At 65.1% G+C, this 17,566-nt stretch carries 16 protein-coding genes; 13 read left to right on the top strand and 3 right to left on the bottom strand.

Annotated elements, in window-relative coordinates; genetic code table 11:
- Nucleotides 1–57: 57 nt before the first annotated feature.
- The 3 genes from thrC to BJG93_RS06805 form a co-directional block, all read right to left on the bottom strand.
- A complete protein-coding gene (gene thrC, locus BJG93_RS06815; RefSeq protein WP_027197563.1) occupies nt 58–1,509 on the bottom strand; it encodes a threonine synthase in 1,452 nt (483 codons plus the stop codon).
- Nucleotides 1,510–1,517: 8 nt separating this feature from the next.
- On the bottom strand, nt 1,518–2,849 hold the full coding sequence (locus BJG93_RS06810) for a homoserine dehydrogenase (RefSeq protein ID WP_027197562.1): 1,332 nt from the start codon (nt 2,847–2,849) through the stop codon (nt 1,518–1,520).
- Between the two features lie 102 nt (nt 2,850–2,951).
- Complete coding sequence (locus tag BJG93_RS06805) at nt 2,952–4,199, bottom strand: pyridoxal phosphate-dependent aminotransferase (protein WP_071336534.1); 1,248 nt, start codon at nt 4,197–4,199, stop codon at nt 2,952–2,954.
- A 449-nt stretch (nt 4,200–4,648) separates the two neighbouring features.
- On the opposite strand from BJG93_RS06805, the gene BJG93_RS06800 reads away from it, so the two are divergent.
- The 13 genes from BJG93_RS06800 to BJG93_RS06745 all read left to right on the top strand — a co-directional run bounded on the left by BJG93_RS06800 (nt 4,649) and on the right by BJG93_RS06745 (nt 17,525).
- Complete coding sequence (locus BJG93_RS06800; RefSeq protein WP_027197561.1) at nt 4,649–5,023, top strand: Mth938-like domain-containing protein; 375 nt, start codon at nt 4,649–4,651, stop codon at nt 5,021–5,023.
- Between the two features lie 114 nt (nt 5,024–5,137).
- Entirely contained in the window at nt 5,138–6,883 is a 1,746-nt protein-coding gene (locus BJG93_RS06795) for a glycosyltransferase family 39 protein (RefSeq protein WP_027197560.1), read from the top strand.
- A 24-nt stretch (nt 6,884–6,907) separates the two neighbouring features.
- Nucleotides 6,908–7,279, top strand: coding sequence for an SMR family transporter (locus tag BJG93_RS06790; RefSeq protein ID WP_027197559.1), 372 nt, complete (start codon nt 6,908–6,910; stop codon nt 7,277–7,279).
- A gap of 174 nt (nt 7,280–7,453) precedes the next feature.
- Nucleotides 7,454–8,605 (top strand): DegT/DnrJ/EryC1/StrS family aminotransferase, encoded by a 1,152-nt coding sequence (locus BJG93_RS06785; RefSeq protein WP_027197558.1) that lies wholly within the window; start codon nt 7,454–7,456, stop codon nt 8,603–8,605.
- 6 nt (nt 8,606–8,611) lie between these two features.
- A complete protein-coding gene (locus BJG93_RS06780) occupies nt 8,612–9,655 on the top strand; it encodes a glycosyltransferase (RefSeq protein WP_027197557.1) in 1,044 nt (347 codons plus the stop codon).
- On the top strand, nt 9,652–10,581 hold the full coding sequence (locus BJG93_RS06775; protein ID WP_027197556.1) for a formyltransferase: 930 nt from the start codon (nt 9,652–9,654) through the stop codon (nt 10,579–10,581). The genes BJG93_RS06780 and BJG93_RS06775 overlap by 4 nt, the downstream gene beginning before the upstream one ends.
- Nucleotides 10,578–11,624, top strand: coding sequence for a bifunctional UDP-4-keto-pentose/UDP-xylose synthase (locus BJG93_RS06770; RefSeq protein ID WP_027197555.1), 1,047 nt, complete (start codon nt 10,578–10,580; stop codon nt 11,622–11,624). The genes BJG93_RS06775 and BJG93_RS06770 overlap by 4 nt, the downstream gene beginning before the upstream one ends.
- A 10-nt stretch (nt 11,625–11,634) precedes the next feature.
- On the top strand, nt 11,635–12,528 hold the full coding sequence (locus BJG93_RS06765) for a polysaccharide deacetylase family protein (RefSeq protein WP_027197554.1): 894 nt from the start codon (nt 11,635–11,637) through the stop codon (nt 12,526–12,528).
- A 141-nt stretch (nt 12,529–12,669) separates the two neighbouring features.
- Nucleotides 12,670–13,131, top strand: a complete 462-nt coding sequence (locus tag BJG93_RS06760) for a peroxiredoxin (RefSeq protein ID WP_027197553.1) — start codon at nt 12,670–12,672, stop codon at nt 13,129–13,131.
- A 117-nt stretch (nt 13,132–13,248) separates the two neighbouring features.
- Nucleotides 13,249–13,383: a hypothetical protein gene (locus BJG93_RS36045; RefSeq protein ID WP_269217460.1), complete on the top strand. Its 135-nt coding sequence runs from the start codon at nt 13,249–13,251 to the stop codon at nt 13,381–13,383.
- 103 nt (nt 13,384–13,486) lie between these two features.
- Nucleotides 13,487–15,352, top strand: a complete 1,866-nt coding sequence (locus tag BJG93_RS06755) for a PhoH family protein (protein WP_027197552.1) — start codon at nt 13,487–13,489, stop codon at nt 15,350–15,352.
- A gap of 211 nt (nt 15,353–15,563) precedes the next feature.
- Nucleotides 15,564–16,667, top strand: coding sequence for a C40 family peptidase (locus BJG93_RS06750; protein WP_071336535.1), 1,104 nt, complete (start codon nt 15,564–15,566; stop codon nt 16,665–16,667).
- A gap of 51 nt (nt 16,668–16,718) precedes the next feature.
- Entirely contained in the window at nt 16,719–17,525 is an 807-nt protein-coding gene (locus BJG93_RS06745; protein ID WP_027197551.1) for an SDR family oxidoreductase, read from the top strand.
- The last annotated feature ends 41 nt before the right edge of the window (nt 17,526–17,566 follow it).

Below are 17,566 nucleotides of genomic sequence, written 5' to 3'. Positions count from 1 at the left end.
TGGGGCTTCGCGAATGCCGCACGAGCCGTAAAACGGCTCGCGCGGCCCGGCTGCTCGCTATTCGCCGGTATGCGCGACGATAAAGTCCTTGACCCGTTGCGCATCGGCGGGCACGACCTCGAAACGCTGCGCCAGCGACTCGATGCCCGAGAACGCCGCCGGCCGCTCCGGTTCGCGCAGCAGCGCCTCGCGGATCGTCTCGCCAAATTTGATCGGCTGCGCGGTCTCGAGCACGATCATCGGCATGCCCGGCTGCAGGTGCTCACGCGCGACCTTCACGCCGTCGGCCGTGTGCGTGTCGATCATCGTGTCGTAACGCTGGAACACGTCGCGGATCGTCTCGACGCGGGCGTCGTGGCTGCTGCTGCCCGACACGAAACCGAACGCCTTCACACGCGCGAAGTCGCCGCTTGCCGCGAGGTCAAAGCCGCCCTTCTCCTCCACGTCGCGGAACAGTTGCAGCACCCGCGCCGGATCGCGGCCGAGCAGGTCGTACACGAAGCGCTCGAAGTTCGATGCCTTCGAGATATCCATGCTCGGGCTGCTGGTGTGATACGTCTCGGCCGCCTTGCGCACGCGGTAGATGCCGGTGCGGAAGAACTCGTCGAGCACGTCGTTCTCGTTGGTCGCGACGACCAGCTTCTCGATCGGCAGACCCATCATGCGCGCGATGTGACCCGCGCACACGTTGCCGAAGTTGCCCGACGGCACCGTGAACGACACCCGCTCGTCGTTCGACTTCGTCGCGGCAAAGTAGCCCTTGAAGTAGTAGACGACCTGCGCGACGACCCGCGCCCAGTTGATCGAATTGACCGTGCCGATCTTGTACTTCGCCTTGAACGCGTGATCGTTCGACACCGCCTTCACGATGTCCTGCGCGTCGTCGAACACGCCTTGCACCGCGAGGTTGAAGATGTTCGGGTCTTGCAGGCTGTACATCTGCGCGGTCTGGAACGCGCTCATTTTCCCGTGCGGCGACAGCATGAACACGCGGATGCCCTTCTTGCCGCGCATTGCGTATTCGGCGGCGCTGCCGGTGTCGCCCGACGTCGCGCCGAGAATGTTCAGCGTTTCGCCGTGCTTCGCGAGCGCGTACTCGAACAGGTTGCCGATCAGCTGCATCGCCATGTCCTTGAACGCGAGCGTCGGCCCATTCGACAGTTCGAGCAGCGACAGCGGCGCGCCGTCTTCGACGCCGAGCGTCTTCAGCGGCGTGATCTGCGCGGCGCTTTCGTCGTCGCGCACGTTGCAGTAGGTCGCGGCCGTGTAGGTCTTGCGCGTGAGTGCGCGCAGATCGTCGGCGGGAATGTCGTCGCAGAACTTCGACAGAATCTCGAATGCGAGGTCGGCGTACGGCAACGTGCGCCAACGCGTGAGTTCGTCCGCGGTGACGCGCGGATAGTCGGCCGGCAGATACAGGCCGCCGTCTTTGGCGAGACCGCCGAGCAGGATGTCGGAGAAGGTATGGCGCTCGCCGGCTCCGGCGCCGCGCGTGGAGAGGTAGTTCATAGTTCGGCCTAGTTCAGCGCTTCCATGCGCAGCTTCGTGACTTGCGAGACGACGGTTTCGAGCGCCTCGATCGACCTGATTGCGGCGTTGACCTGCTTTTCCACCGTCTCGTGCGTGATCAGCAGGATGTCGGTTTCGCCCTTGCCGTTCGCGTCGACGACCTCCGATTCCTTTTGCAGCAGCGCGTCGATCGAAATGCCGCTGTCCGCCAGAATGCGCGTGATGTCGGCGAGCACGCCGGTCACGTCGGCGACGCGCAGGCGCAGGTAGTAGCCGCTCGTGACTTCTTCGATCGGCAGGATCGGCGTATTCGACAAGCTGTCAGGCTGGAAGGCCAGATGCGGCACGCGGTGCTCGGGGTCGGCCGTGTGCAGACGCGTCACGTCGACGAGATCGGCCACCACGGCGGAAGCCGTCGGCTCGGCACCCGCGCCCTTGCCGTAGTACAGCGTCGTGCCGACTGCGTCGCCGTGCACGACGACTGCGTTCATCGCGCCTTCGACATTGGCGAGCAGGCGTTTTTCCGGAATCAGGGTGGGGTGCACGCGCAGCTCGATGCCCTTGTCGGTGCGGCGCGTGATGCCGAGCAGCTTGATGCGGTAGCCGAGCTCCCCGGCGTACGTGATGTCGATCGCGGCCAGCTTGCTGATGCCCTCGACGTACGCGCGGTCGAACTGCACCGGCACGCCGAACGCGATCGCGCTCATGATCGTCGCCTTGTGCGCGGCGTCGACGCCCTCGATGTCGAAGGTCGGGTCCGCTTCCGCGTAGCCGAGCTCCTGCGCAGCCTTCAGCGCGGTCGCGAAATCGAGACCGCGATCGCGCATCTCCGACAGGATGTAGTTCGTCGTGCCGTTGATGATGCCGGCGATGTACTGGATGCGGTTGGCCGTCAGACCTTCGCGCAGCGCCTTGATGATTGGAATGCCGCCGGCCACCGCCGCCTCGAACGCGACCATCACGCCGTTGGCGCGCGCCGCCTGGAAAATCTCCGTGCCATGCACGGCGAGCAGCGCCTTGTTGGCCGTAACCACGTGCTTGCCGTTTTTGATCGCGCGCAGCACGAGCTCGCGCGCGATGCCTGTCCCGCCGATCATTTCTGCGACGATCGCGATCGACGGATCGTCGACGACCGCGTTGAAGTCATCGGTCAGCGCCACGCTGCCGGCTTCTCCGCCGAGCGCCGCGGTCGCCTTGGCCGGGTTGCGCACGGCGATGCGCGCAATCTCGATGCCGCGGCCCGCGCGACGTTTGATTTCTTCCTGATTGCGGCGCAGTACCGTGAAGGTGCCGCTGCCTACCGTGCCGAAGCCCAGCAGTCCAACTTTGATCGGTTCCATGCAGCGTGTGTTTGTAGTAGAGGTTTGAAAAGGGTGTCGAGGGTCGCACGCGCGACGCGCTTCATTTGCCACATCACGCGCCACATCGTACGCGAGGCCGGTTCAGGCCGTGTGACGTTTGCGATAGCCGTCGAGAAAGCGCGCGATCCGGTTGATCGAATCCGCGAGGTCATCGACGTTCGGCAGGAACACGACGCGGAAGTGATCCGGCGTCTTCCAGTTGAAGCCGGTGCCCTGCACGAGCAGCACGCGCTCTTCGAGCAGCAGGTCGAGAATGAACTGCTGGTCGTTCTGGATCGGATACACCTTCGGGTCGAGGCGCGGGAACATGTACAGCGCCGCCTCGGGCTTCACGCAGCTGACGCCGGGGATCGCCGTCAGCATGTCGTAGGCGAGCTCGCGCTGTTTATACAGGCGCCCGCCCGGCACGATCAGGTCGTTGATGCTCTGATAGCCGCCGAGCGCGGTCTGGATCGCGTACTGGCCGGGCACATTCGGACACAGCCGCATCGACGCGAGGATGCCGAGCCCTTCCAGATAGTCTTTCGCGAGCCGGCGGTTCTCGCCGGTCAGGCCCGAGATCGCCATCCAGCCGGCGCGGTAGCCGCATGAGCGGTAGCTCTTCGACAGGCTGTTGAACGTGACGGTCAGCACGTCTTCGGACAGCGACGCCATCGACGTATGGGTCTTGCCGTCGTAGACGATCTTGTCGTAGACCTCGTCGGCGAAGATCACCAGGCCGTGCTGGCGGGCAATCCCGATCAGGCCGAGCAGCAGTTCGTCCGAATACAGCGCGCCGGTCGGATTGTTCGGGTTGATCACGACGAGCGCGCGCGTGTTCGGCGTGATTTTCGCGCGGATGTCGTCGAGATCGGGCATCCAGCTGTTGGACTCGTCGCAGATGTAGTGCACCGGCGTGCCGCCCGCGAGGCTCACGCCGGCGGTCCACAGCGGGTAGTCGGGCGCGGGCAGCAGCACTTCGTCGCCATCGTTGACGAGGCCCTGCAGCGCCATCACGATCAGCTCGGACGCGCCGTTGCCGATGTAGATGTCGTCGAGCTCGACGCCGTGCGCGCCTTTTTGCTGCGTGTAGTGCATGATCGCCTTGCGCGCGGCGAACACGCCCTTCGAATCGGAGTAGCCCGACGAGCTGGGCAGGTTCAGGATCATGTCCTGAATGATCTCGTCCGGCGCCTCGAAACCGAACGGCGCCAGATTGCCGATATTCAGCTTGATGATGCGGTGGCCCTCTTCTTCGAGCCGCTTCGCATGTTCGAGGACGGGCCCGCGAATGTCGTAGCAGACATTCAACAGCTTGTTGGATTTGAGAATCGGTTTCACGGCGGGCACTTCATCCTGGTTGATGGCTGGGGCGAATCTTGGGCAAACGGGGCGCGGCTGACGACGCCGGGCCGCCTGGATTCACCGCTACTGAGAATTCGGACGCGGCGGCGACGGCGGCCAGCCGCGAAATGGGTCGAGCTGTCGAGCGACTGCGGCTGTCCGGGCTCCGGCGCGGAAAAAAACGCGGCCAAAGCGGGCGATGCCGACACAGGTGGCCGGTAGGCCAAGCCGAGGCGCTCAGCGCGGCTTGTGGCGGCACTTGAGCGAGGGGCGCCGCAAGGCGGCTAAAAAGTTATAATTTAGCGGATTTTGGCCGACTTCCGCAATGCACCACCCGCAACGGCAAGCCTTTTCGGCCTTCTCGTGTGTCACACGCGTCGAACCGCGCGGCCTGTGCGACGTGCAGCCAGGCCGGCAACACGCATGACGTCTCACGACGACTTCGGAAAACCAATTTGAAATTACATCAGGATTCCAGCGGCGCGCTCAATACCGTTACCGGCTACGGCGCCGACTACGTCGAAATCAATCTGGTGCGTCACGCGGGCAGTGTTCTCGTGCTGCCTGACGCACCGGTCATTGCCTGGCCCGTCTCGTCGTTCGAGCAGTTGAGCGCCGAGCATTTCGCGATGCTGGTCGACGCCGCGCCAGAAGTGGTCGTGTTCGGCAGCGGCGAGCGGCTGCGCTTTCCGCACCCGCGCCTGACCGCCGGGCTCACCGCGAAACGCATCGGCGTCGAAACGATGGACTTCAAGGCCGCCTGCCGCACCTACAACATTCTGATGGCCGAGGGCCGCAAGGTCGCGGCTGCGTTGCTGATCGAAGCCTGAACGTGCCCGGCGCTGGCGCATCCCGCGCGGACCCGCGCCGGTGCGCCCGGCCGCCTTGTTCTGGCCCCCCGCCGCGCCCGTCTGTGCGCCGCCGATAACAAAAAGGTTAAATTCATGAACGATACGCCGTCGAGGCTACCGCTCAATCGCACCGCGATCCTGTTGCTGGTGCTGGTTCTCGCCGTGATCTGGTTCGTGCCGCTCGGCTGGCGCCATCTGTTGCCGAGCGACGAAGGCCGCTACGCCGAAATGGCGCGCGAAATGTTCCTGACCGGCGACTGGATCACGCCGCGCTACAACGCCTACAAGTACTTCGAGAAGCCGCCGCTGCAGACTTGGGCGAACGCGCTGACGTTCGCGTGGTTCGGCATCGGCGAATGGCAGGCGCGCCTCTACACCGCGTTGACGGGCTTCGCCGGCGTGCTACTGATCGGCTTCACCGGCGCGCGCGTGTTCAACGCGGCGACCGGCGTGTTCGCGGCGCTCGTACTCGCCTGCTCGCCGTACTGGAGCCTGATGGGCCACTTCAACACGCTCGACATGGGCCTGTCGTTCTGGATGACGCTCACGCTATGCGCGCTGCTGCTCGCGCAGCGTCCCGGCCTGCGGCCCCCGTGCGTGCGCGGCTGGATGTTGGCGTGCTGGGCGTCGATGGCGCTGGCGGTGCTCTCGAAAGGCCTGGTCGGGCTGATCCTGCCGGGCTCGGTGCTGGTGCTCTACACGCTGATCGCGCGCGACTGGGGGCTATGGAAGCGTCTGCATCTGGTGAGCGGCCTGATCGTCTTCTTCGCGATCGTGACGCCGTGGTTCGTGCTCGTGCAACAGCGCAATCCGGAGTTCCTGAACTTTTTCTTCGTCGTCCAGCAGTTCAAGCGCTATCTGACGCCCGAGCAGAATCGTCCCGGCGCGTTCTACTACTTCGTGCCGGTACTGCTGGTGGGCTTCCTGCCGTGGCTGTCGGTGAGCGTGCAGAGCGTGCGCCATGCATGGCGCCAGCCGCGTCAGCCGAACGGCTTCGCGCCGATCACGCTGATGCTCACGTGGATCGTCTTCATTTTCCTGTTCTTCAGCGCGTCGCACTCGAAGCTGCTCTCCTACACGCTGCCGATCGCGCCGCCGATCGCGATGCTGATCGGCATGTATCTGTCGCTCGTCACGCGCGAGCAGCTGCGCCGGCATCTGGCGGGCTATGCGCTGTTTTTCGTGGTGGCCGCGTTCGCGGCGCTGTTCCTGCCGCGTCTGGGCACCCAGCGCAATCCGGCCGCCCTGTATGTCGAATTCCGCGTGTGGGTGCTCGCCGCGCTGGCCGTCGCGTTCGTGCTGACGCTCGTCGCGCTGTGGCTCAATCGCCGCGGCCAGGCAGGCACGGGCGCCAACGCACGGGTCGGCCTAGGCAGCCTCGCCGCCTTCGGCGCGGGCTGGCTGCTGCTCGCCACGATCGCAGGCACCGGCCACGACGTGTTCGGCCGCCTGAGTTCCGGCGCGCCGCTCGCGCCCGCGATCAAGGCCGAACTCGCGAAGCTGCCGCCCGACACGCCGTTCTACTCGGTCGGCGTGCTCGACCACACGCTGCCGTTCTACGTCGGTCACACGATGATCATGGTCGCGCATCCGGACGAGCTCGCGTTCGGCGTGTCCGTCGAGCCGCAAAAATGGGTGCCGACGGTCGACGCGTGGATCGAGCGCTGGAAGGCCGATCGCTACGCGCTCGCGCTGATCCCGCCGCCGACCTACGAGCGCCTCGTCGAGCAAGGCGTGCCGATGCAGGTGATCGCGCGCGACCCGCGGCGCGTGGTGGTGATGAAGCCGCTCGCCGACGCGGCTGCGGCCGCCTCCGCCACGTCCGCGGCAAAACCATAACCATTTCGAGAACCGGACCGTTCGATGAACCCGATTTCCCTCTTCTGCATCCTCGCCGGCGTCACGCTGAACGCCGGCGCGCAGCTGCTGCTGAAAGCCGGCACCAATGCCGTTGGACACTTCGAATTCACCCGTGCGAACATCCTGCCCATCGGCTTGAAGCTGGCAACCCAGCCGCCGATCATCGGCGGGCTCGCCTGCTACGTGATCAGCGTGGCGGTGTGGATCATCGGGCTCTCGCGCGTGGACGTGTCGATCGCCTATCCGATGCTGTCACTCGGCTACGTGGTCAACGCGGTCGCCGCGTGGTACCTGTTCGGCGAAGTGATGTCGGTGCAGAAGCTGGTCGGCATCGGCATCATTCTCGTCGGCGTGGTCGTGCTCGCGCGCAGCTAGGCGTGGCGCCTCGCAGAAACCCGCGCGGCACGCGCGCCGCCTAAGCCAGACGTAAGGTAGGCCGCGGTAAGCTGCGCGGTTGCGTTTTTTCAGCCGCGGCCTTGGGTTTGCGCGTAGTTTGTGGTTTACTTCGCGCCCGTCGGGCCGCCCCCCTTTCAATCGAGCGATGCATTCATGAGCCAGTCACAAGTCCCGTTTTTGCCGTTTGTCAAACCCGAGATCGATGAGGAAACGATCCAGGGGGTCGCCGACGTGCTGCGTTCCGGCTGGATCACCACCGGCCCGCAGAACCAGAAGTTCGAGGCCGCGCTCTCGGAGTTCTGCGGCGGCCGCCCGGTGCGCACCTTCAATTCCGGCACCGCGACGCTCGAAATCGGCCTGCGCATCGCCGGTGTCGGTCCCGGCGACGAAGTCATCACGACGCCGGCCACCTGGGTATCGACCAGCAACGTAATCCTTGAGACCGGCGCGACCCCGGTGTTCGCCGACATCGACCCGGTCACGCGCAACATCGATCTCGACCTGCTCGAACAAGCGATCACGCCGCGCACCAAGGCGCTGCTGCCGGTGTTCCTGTCCGGCCTGCCGGTCGACATGGACCGTCTGTACGCGATCGCCCGCGCGCACAAGCTGCGCGTGATCGAAGACGCCGCGCAGGCGTTCGGCTCCAGCTGGAACGGCGAGCGCATCGGCAAGCTCGGCGACATCGTGTCGTTCAGCTTCCACGCGAACAAGAACCTGACGTCGATCGAAGGCGGCGCGCTCGTGCTCAACAACGAGGCAGAGGCGGTGCTCGCTCAGAAGTACCGGCTGCAGGGCATCACGCGCACGGGCCTGGACGGCATGGACTGCGACGTGCTCGGCGGCAAGTACAACCTGACCGACGTCGCCGCGCGGGTCGGTCTCGGCCAGCTGCCGCATCTTGAGCGCTTCATCGCGCAGCGCAAGCAGCTCGTGCGCGCATACTTCGCGCAACTCGAAGGCGGCGCGGCGGTGAAGCTCGGCGTCGGCCTGCCGTTCGCCGATTTCGAAAACAGCAACTGGCATATGTTCCAGATCACGCTGCCGCTCGACAAGCTGTCGATCGACCGCGCCGGCTTCATGGGCGAGTTGAAGGAGCGCGGCATCGGCTCGGGTGTGCACTACCCGGCGCTGCATCTGTTTTCCCTGTATCGCGCGCGCGGCTTCAAGGAAGGCATGTTCCCGCACGCGGAGCGCTTCGGCGCCACCACCGTCACGCTGCCGCTCTTCACGCTGATGCGCGAAGGCGACGTCGAGCGCGTGTGCCGTGCGGTCAACGAAATTTGCGAACACTACGGAAAGTAAGCGGACATGACTTATTCGGAACATCGCGCCGTCGCACCGGAAGTGTCGATCATCATTCCGGTGTACAACGAAGAAGCCGGACTGGCCGCGCTGTTTGCGCGCCTCTATCCGGCGCTCGACGCGCTCGGCGCCGGTTATGAAGTGATCTTCATCAACGACGGCAGCCGCGACAAGTCCGCCGCGCTGCTCGCCGGGCAGTTCCGCGCGCGCCCCGACACGACACGCGTGATCCTGCTGAACGGCAACTACGGCCAGCACATGGCGATTCTCGCGGGCTTCGAGCAGTCGCGTGGTGACATCGTGATCACGCTCGACGCCGACCTGCAGAATCCGCCCGAGGAAATCGGCAAGCTCGTCGCCAAGATGCGCGAGGGCTTCGACTACGTCGGCACGATCCGTCGGCAGCGCCAGGACAGCCTGTGGCGGCGCAAGGCCTCGCGCGCGATGAATCATCTGCGCGAGCGCATCACGCGTATCAAGATGACCGATCAGGGCTGCATGCTGCGCGCCTATAGCCGCCATATCGTCGATACGATCAACCGCTGCGGAGAAATCAACACCTTCATTCCGGCGCTCGCGTACACGTTCGCGCAGAATCCGGTGGAAATCGAGGTTGCGCACGAAGAACGCTTCGCCGGCGAATCGAAATACTCGCTGTACTCGCTGATCCGTCTGAATTTCGACCTCGTCACCGGCTTCTCCGTGGTGCCGCTGCAATGGCTGTCGTTCATCGGCGTGATCCTGTCGCTGGGGTCCGCGGCGCTCTTCGTCCTGCTGCTGATTCGCCGCTTCATCATCGGCGCGGAAGTGCAAGGCGTGTTCACGCTGTTTGCAATCACCTTCTTCCTGCTCGGCGTGATCATTTTCGCGCTCGGCCTGCTCGGCGAATACATCGGCCGGATCTATCAGCAGGTGCGTGCGCGGCCGCGTTATCTGGTGCAGACCATTCTCGAAGAACGCGACGGCGCGGCCGTCACCGACGCGCCGCGTCAGACCGTCGTGCAGGCCGTGCAGCCGGTGCCGGTTGTCGATCAGGGGCGCAATCCATGAAGCCGCGCGCGGTCGTATTCGCGTATCACAACGTCGGCGTGCGGTGCCTGCAGGTGCTGCTCGCGCGCGGCGTCGACGTCGCGCTCGTCGTTACGCACGAAGACAACCCGAGCGAAAACATCTGGTTCGGCAGCGTGGCCTCGGTGGCGGCCGAGCACGGCATCGCCGTCGTCACGCCGGCCGATCCGACAAGCCCACAGCTGCGCGCCGCGGTGAGCGCCGCGCGGCCGGACTTCATCTTCTCGTTCTACTACCGCCACATGTTGCCGCTCGACCTGCTCGCGATCGCTGCACGGGGCGCTTACAACATGCACGGCTCGCTGCTGCCGAAGTATCGCGGTCGCGTACCGACCAATTGGGCGGTGCTCAACGGCGAAAGCGAAACCGGCGCAACGCTGCACGAAATGGCCGGGAAGCCCGACGCGGGCGCGATCATTGCGCAAACAGCGGTGCCGATCCTGCCCGACGACACGGCCGCGCAGGTCTTCGACAAGGTCACGGTCGCCGCCGAGCAGACGCTATGGCGCGTGCTGCCGGCGCTGCTCGCGGGCGAGGCGCCGCATCTTCCGAACGATCTCGCGCACGGCAGCTATTACGGCGGGCGCAAACCGGAAGACGGCCGCATCGACTGGAACCAGTCCGCGCAGCAGGTCTACAACCTGATCCGCGCGGTCGCGCCGCCGTATCCGGGCGCCTTTGCCGATCTGAACGGGCATCGTTTCATCGTCGCGCGCGCGCGTCTGGCCGCGCCCGGGGCGCTCCGCTCGGATTTGCCCCCGGGCCTGCACGTAAGCGATAATGCCGTTTTCGCGATCTGCGGCGACGGCCGCGCGATCAACATCCAAGAATTGCGGCACCAGCACGACGGCGGCGAGACTGCCGTCAGTCCGGCGGAATTCGCCCAGCTCATCCAATCTCATTCATGAAAAAAGTCCTGATTCTGGGTGTGAATGGCTTCATCGGCCATCACCTGTCCAAACGCATTCTCGAAACCACCGACTGGGAAGTGTTCGGGATGGACATGCAGACTGAACGTCTGGGCGACCTTCTCAATCATGAGCGGATGCACTTCTTCGAAGGCGACATCACGATCAACAAGGAATGGGTCGAATATCACGTCAAGAAGTGCGATGTGATCCTGCCGCTCGTCGCGATCGCCACACCCGCTACTTATGTGAAGCAGCCGCTGCGGGTGTTCGAACTCGACTTCGAGGCGAACCTGCCGATCGTGCGTTCGGCCGTCAAGTACGGCAAGCATCTGGTGTTTCCGTCGACCTCCGAGGTCTACGGCATGTGCTCGGACGAGCAGTTCGATCCGGAAGAATCGCAGCTGTCGTACGGCCCGATCAACAAGCCACGCTGGATCTACGCGTGCTCGAAGCAGCTGATGGACCGCGTGATCTGGGGCTACGGCATGGAAGGCCTGAACTTCACGCTGTTCCGTCCGTTCAACTGGATCGGCCCGGGCCTCGACTCGATCTACACGCCGAAGGAAGGTAGCTCGCGCGTGGTCACACAGTTCCTCGGTCACATCGTGCGCGGCGAGAACATCAGCCTCGTCGACGGCGGCGCGCAGAAGCGTGCGTTCACGGACATCGACGACGGCATCGGCGCGCTGATGAAAATCATCGAGAACAAGAACGGCGTCGCCACCGGCAAGATCTACAACATTGGCAATCCGACCAACAACTTCTCGGTGCGTGAGCTCGCGCACAAGATGCTGGCACTCGCGGCCGAATTCCCCGAATACGCGGACTCGGCCAGGCAGGTGCAACTGGTCGAGACGTCGTCGGGCGCGTACTACGGCGCCGGCTATCAGGACGTGCAGAATCGGGTGCCGAAGATCGACAACACGATGCAGGAACTCGGCTGGGCGCCCACCTCGACTTTCGACGAAGCGCTGCGCAAGATTTTCGAAGCGTATCGCGGCCACGTCGCCGAAGCCCGCGCACTCGTCGAACAGCAATAAGGGCGCGTCCTTGGCTCGCATCGTCCTGAAGATCGACGTCGACACGCTGCGCGGCACCCGCGAAGGCGTGCCGAATCTCGCGCGCATCTTCGACCGCTTCAAGGCGCGCGCCACCTTCCTGTTCAGCCTCGGGCCCGACCACACCGGTTGGGCGATGCGTCGGGTGCTGCGGCCGGGCTTCCTTAAGAAGGTGTCGCGCACCTCGGTGGTCGAGCATTACGGTGTCAGGCAGCTGATGTACGGCGTGCTGCTGCCCGCTCCGGATATCGGCGCGAAGGCCGCGGCCGAGATGCGCGCGATCCACGAAGCCGGCTTCGAGTGCGGCATCCATACGTGGGATCACGTGTACTGGCAGGACAACGTGCGCGCCAAAGATCGCGCGTGGACCGTCGCGCAGATGCAGCGGAGCCACGCGCGATTCATCGACGTGTTCGGGGCGTCGCCCGTCACTCACGGCGCGGCGGGCTGGCAGATGAACGGCCACGCGTTCGAACAGATCGACGCGTGGGGCATGCGCTACGCGTCCGACGGCCGCGGCCACTCGCCGTATCGGCCGGTGGTCGACGGCAAGACGCTTGCGCACGTGCAGATGCCGACCACGCTGCCGACCCTCGACGAAGTGCTCGGTGTCGACGGTGTCGACACGCACAACGTCGCCGCGTGGATGCTGAAGCAGACCGAAAAAAATCCGCACGACCAGGTGTTCACACTGCACGCGGAACTCGAAGGACAGAAGCTCGCGCCGGTATTCGAACAGCTGCTCGAGGGCTGGCGCGCGCAAGGCCACACGTTTGCGACGATGGGCGATTACTACGCCACGCTAGACCGGGACACGCTGCCATCGTACCCTGTTACGTGGGGCGAGATTCCGGGGCGCTCCGGCGAACTGATCATCCAGCCCTGAAGGGCCGCGGCCCGGCGCGGTAGTCGTCAAATGCACGGCCGCGCGCCCGTCCGAGTTCCCGAACAAGAACAACAACCCCGACGACAGACCAGCCGACGCCGCGGCACCTAGCGACGCCGGCACCAATAACCGGAGAACCTCGTGTCCATCGCAGTCGCCCAACCCATCCCCGACTTCACCGCCGCCGCGACGGGCGGCGAGATCACGCTGTCAAAGCTGCGGGGCAAGAAGGTGGTGCTGTATTTCTATCCGAAGGACAACACGCCGGGCTGCACCACCGAAGGGCTGCAGTTCCGCGATCTGTATCCGAAGTTCAAGAAGGCCGGCGCGGAAGTGATCGGCGTGTCGCGTGACAGCCTACGGTCGCATGACAATTTCAAGGCCAAGCTCGAATTACCCTTCCCGCTGATTTCCGATCCGGAAGAAACGCTGTGCGCCCTCTTCGCCGTCATCAAAATGAAGAAAATGTATGGCAAAGAGGTACGCGGAATCGAGCGCTCCACCTTCCTCATCGACGCTGATGGCGTGCTGCGCCAGGAGTGGCGCGGCGTCAAGGTGCCGGGCCACGTCGACGATATTCTGGAGGCTGTACAAGCGCTTTGATGCGCGTTATATTGGGCCGCAATGAGTGCCTGTCCACCCCACATTTTTCTCCGCTGCGCCAGCTCTGACGGCCGCTTGACCGGATCCACCGGTGCCGTTCCGAGCGTGAGGCGCAACGTGAGCGTCATCGTCGAGCCGCTTGCCCCGAATGCCGGGGCGGCGGCTTTTTTGATTGCGCGCGACCGTTCGTTCATTGGTTCGCGCGCTTCCGTCAAGGAGCCTATCGAAGACCAGGCGAACCGGCATCTCTAGACCGAATGCGCGCCTCCTCGCGCAAACTGGGTGTCCCATAAGGGCATCGTCAGAATGCGACGGGCGGCGCACGATATGTGACCCGATCATTTCGAGGGAAACCATGCCTTTGCCTACCCCCCCCAACAAGCTCGGCAATCTTTTGTCGCCTGACGAATACAAGGCCAAAGCCGTCACGCCCGCGCGCTCCACCGCGAAAAAACCGGCGCGTGAAGGGGAATCCGCAGACTCGGCCGATTACGGCCGCGCCAATGTCGCCACACCCATGGCGCACGCCGCCAACGCCGCCACCACGTTGTGGCCCGTGCCCGCCGTCGAATCGCCGCCCGCCGCACAACCGGCGCCCGCGCCCGCGCGCGGCCGCCGGACCAGGCAAACCGCCGCGCTGTTGCAGCCGGTCCCCGCCGGGCGCGCGCAGCTCGAAACCGATGCGGCCCAAGCGCAGCTTGACGCGCAGCCGGTCGTCGCGCGCGCGCCTGCGGCAAGGCAGCCCACGGCGGAAACAGCCCCAGCACCCGCCGCGGCAGCCCGGGGCACCACGCGCAAGAAACGCGGTACGGGCGCCACGCCAGCCGAGGTCCAGAAGCTTTTCGTTCTCGACACCAACGTGCTGATGCACGATCCGAGCTGCCTGTTCCGCTTCGAGGAGCACGACGTCTATCTGCCGATGATGACGTTGGAAGAGCTCGATGACCACAAGAAGGGGATGTCGGAAGTCGCGCGTAATGCGCGTCAGGTGAGCCGCACGCTCGACGCACTGGTCGCCAACGCGGGCGACATGGCCGACGGCATTTCGCTCGCGCGTCTGGGTAGCCGCGAGGCGTCCGGGCGGCTCTACTTCCAGACCCGGCTGACCGCCATCGAGCGCGTCGAAGGTCTGCCCGAAGGCAAGGCGGACAACCAGATTCTCGGCGTCGTGCGCGCGCTGCAGCGCGATCGCGCGGATCGCCAGGTCGTGCTGGTGTCGAAAGACATCAATATGCGCATCAAGGCGCATGCGCTCGGCCTGCCCGCCGAAGACTACTTCAACGACCAGGTGCTCGAGGACAGCGACCTGCTGTACACGGGCATCCGCGCGCTGCCGCAGGATTTCTGGACCCGGCACGCGAAGGGCATGGAAAGCTGGCAGGACACGAAAACCGGCACCACGTACTACCGTGTGACAGGTCCGCTGTGCGCGTCGATGCTGGTCAACGAGTTCGTTTATCTCGAGCCGCAAAACGGCGAGCCCGCTTTTCATGCATTGGTGCGGGAGCTGAACGGCAAGACCGCACTGCTGCAAACACTGCGTGACTATGGCCACCACAAGAACAACGTGTGGGGCATCACGGCGCGCAATCGCGAGCAAAACTTCGCGCTGAACCTGCTGATGAATCCGGAGATCGACTTCGTCACGCTGCTCGGCCAGGCCGGTACCGGCAAGACCCTGGTCGCGCTCGCGGCGGGTCTCGCGCAAGTGCTCGACGACAAGCGCTACAACGAGATCATCGTGACGCGCGCGACGGTGCCGGTCGGCGAAGACATCGGCTTCCTGCCGGGCACCGAAGAGGAAAAGATGCAGCCGTGGATGGGTGCGTTCGACGACAACCTCGAAGTCCTGCAGAAAACCGACGACGCCGCCGGCGAATGGGGCCGCGCCGCGACCCAGGAGTTGATCCGCTCGCGCCTGAAGATCAAGAGCATGAACTTCATGCGCGGCCGCACGTTCGTCGACAAGTATCTGATCATCGACGAAGCGCAGAACCTGACGCCGAAGCAGATGAAGACGCTCGTTACGCGCGCGGGTCCGGGCACGAAGATCATTTGCCTCGGCAACATCGCGCAGATCGACACCCCTTACCTGACCGAGGGCAGTTCCGGCCTGACGTATGTGGTCGACCGCTTCAAGGGCTGGGCGCACAGCGGACATGTGACGCTCGCGCGCGGCGAGCGCTCGCGCCTCGCTGATTACGCGTCGGAGATCCTCTAGGCGTTCGCCGGTTTTTTCGGTTTTTCATCGCAAGCCGCGGCCGGTTGATTCCGGACGCGGTTTTTTTTATTGCGCCGGCGTTCCATGCGGGCAACACTTAGCGCCCGAACTTCAAGTAATTTATCAACAATTCTTGCGGCAGCCTTGTTGGGCGGCTACCATCGCGACATCGTCAGTGAGTAAGCGGGCGTTTACCGCCCGTGTCCTCTTCATGCGCCGACTCGCCTTATCGCTGCTGCCCGTCCTGTTGCTCGCCGCCTGCGCCGGCGCGCCGCAGAAGAGCTCGCGCGGGTCCGGCGGCATCGTTGTCGCGAACGGCGCCTACCACGCGCCGCCGCCCGGCTTCCCCCACTTCGTCGATCACAGCATCGGCCGCGAGGAAATCTCGATTCAGGCAATGAGCCTCGTCGGCGTGCCGTACCGCTGGGGCGGCAATACGCCTGACAGCGGTTTCGATTGCAGCGGGCTCGTGCGTTACGTCGTGCTGCGCGCGGCGTCGGTGAACCTGCCGCGCACGACGGCAGAGATGAGCGGGCGCGGCGAGTCGATCGAACCGGACGAAATCGCGCCCGGCGATCTGATCTTTTTCAACACGACCGGGCGTGCGCATTCGCACGTCGGCATCTACGTGGGCAAGCTGCGTTTCGTCAACGCGCCGTCGACGGGCGGCACGGTGCGGCTCGACTATCTGACCAATCCCTACTGGGCGCGGCGCTTCGACGGCATCCGCCGGATGGCGGGGCCGGCGGCGACGCCGGCGCCGTTCGATACGCCGAGTTATCAGGCGGCGGCGCCGCAGCCCGAGCGTGGTGCCGCGGTCGCGGCGACGGCGATGTCTAGCGCGCCGTCGATGGCGACCGCCCAGCCGGCCGCGCGCGCAACCCCGGCGAGCCGGGCGACCAGTGCAGGCAGCACGCCCGTCGCGCAAGCCGATCAGTTCGAGCCGCCGCCGTCCGGCCTCAGCGCCGCGCAGATGCAGGCGCGCTCGGCGGGCGCCGTGGCACCGCCGGAGACCCCGATGGCTCGCGCGAGCACGTATGAAAGCGGCGTTTCTTCGCCCGCGCAACCGATGCAGCCCGCGACGACCGCCCGCACCGTTGCGCAAACTGCGCCCGACCCAATCGACGCCGCCGCCGACGCGTTCGAGCCGCCCCCGCCCGCCTCGATCGCGGAACGCCAGGCCCGGCAGGCCCAGCAGACCGAAGGCACTGGCGGCGTTCAGCTCATGCGCGCGTCGACGGCGTCCCACGGCGCGCCTGCGCCCACGCAAAGCAGCGACGACCCGATCGCCCGTTTCGCGAACGGCAACTTCTGACGCCGCGATCTGCTATCGTCATCGATATTCTTTCGACGGCGGGTGACGACCATGGAACTCGGGCTCAAAAACAAGGTGGTGCTGATCACCGGCGGCAGCAAAGGCATCGGCTTCGCCTGCGCGCGAGCCTTCGCGCAGGAAGGCGCGAAGGTCGCGATCGTGTCGCGCGACCCCGCCAATCTGGCGCGCGCCTACGAGCAGCTGAAACAGGAAGGATTCCACGTACACCGCACGCGCGCAGACCTGCACGAGCCGCACAGCGCCGCCGATATCGTCGAGGAAGTCAGCACCGCAGTGGGCCCGATCGACGTGCTGATCAATAGCGCCGGCGCCGCGCGCCGGTACGACCCCGAAACGCTCGATGCCGACGCATTCCGCGCAACGATGGAAGCGAAGTATTTCCCGTACATCTATCCACAGCAGGAAGTGTTGCGCCGTATGGCCGAGCGCGCGAAGGCCAACGGTGGTGCCGAGCCGGGCGCGATCGTCAATATCATCGGCATGGGCGGCAAGGTGGCGAGCGACATTCACATTGCGGGCGGCGCGGCCAACGCGGCGCTGATGCTCGCGACGGTAGGCCTCGCGCACTACTACGCGCGCTACGGCATCCGCATCAACGCGATCAATCCCGGCGCGACACTAACGGAGCGCGTCGAGGAAGCCGTCCGGCTGGAGGCGGCGCAGCAAGGCATCAACAACGACGAAGCGCTCGCGCGCGGCCAGGCCGGGATGCCGCTCGGCCGCTACGCAAAACCGGAGGAAATCGCCGATGTGGCGATGTTCCTCGCGAGCCGCCGCGCGAGCTATGTGACGGGCGCGATCGTGCCGATGGATGGCGCGAATGCACCGTTAATCTGAACGGGTTCGACGACCCGACGGCTGCAAAGCAGAGCAGCGTG

This window comes from Paraburkholderia sprentiae WSM5005 (assembly GCF_001865575.2).
Classification (GTDB): domain Bacteria; phylum Pseudomonadota; class Gammaproteobacteria; order Burkholderiales; family Burkholderiaceae; genus Paraburkholderia; species Paraburkholderia sprentiae.
This window is presented reverse-complemented; position numbering and strand designations above follow the sequence as displayed.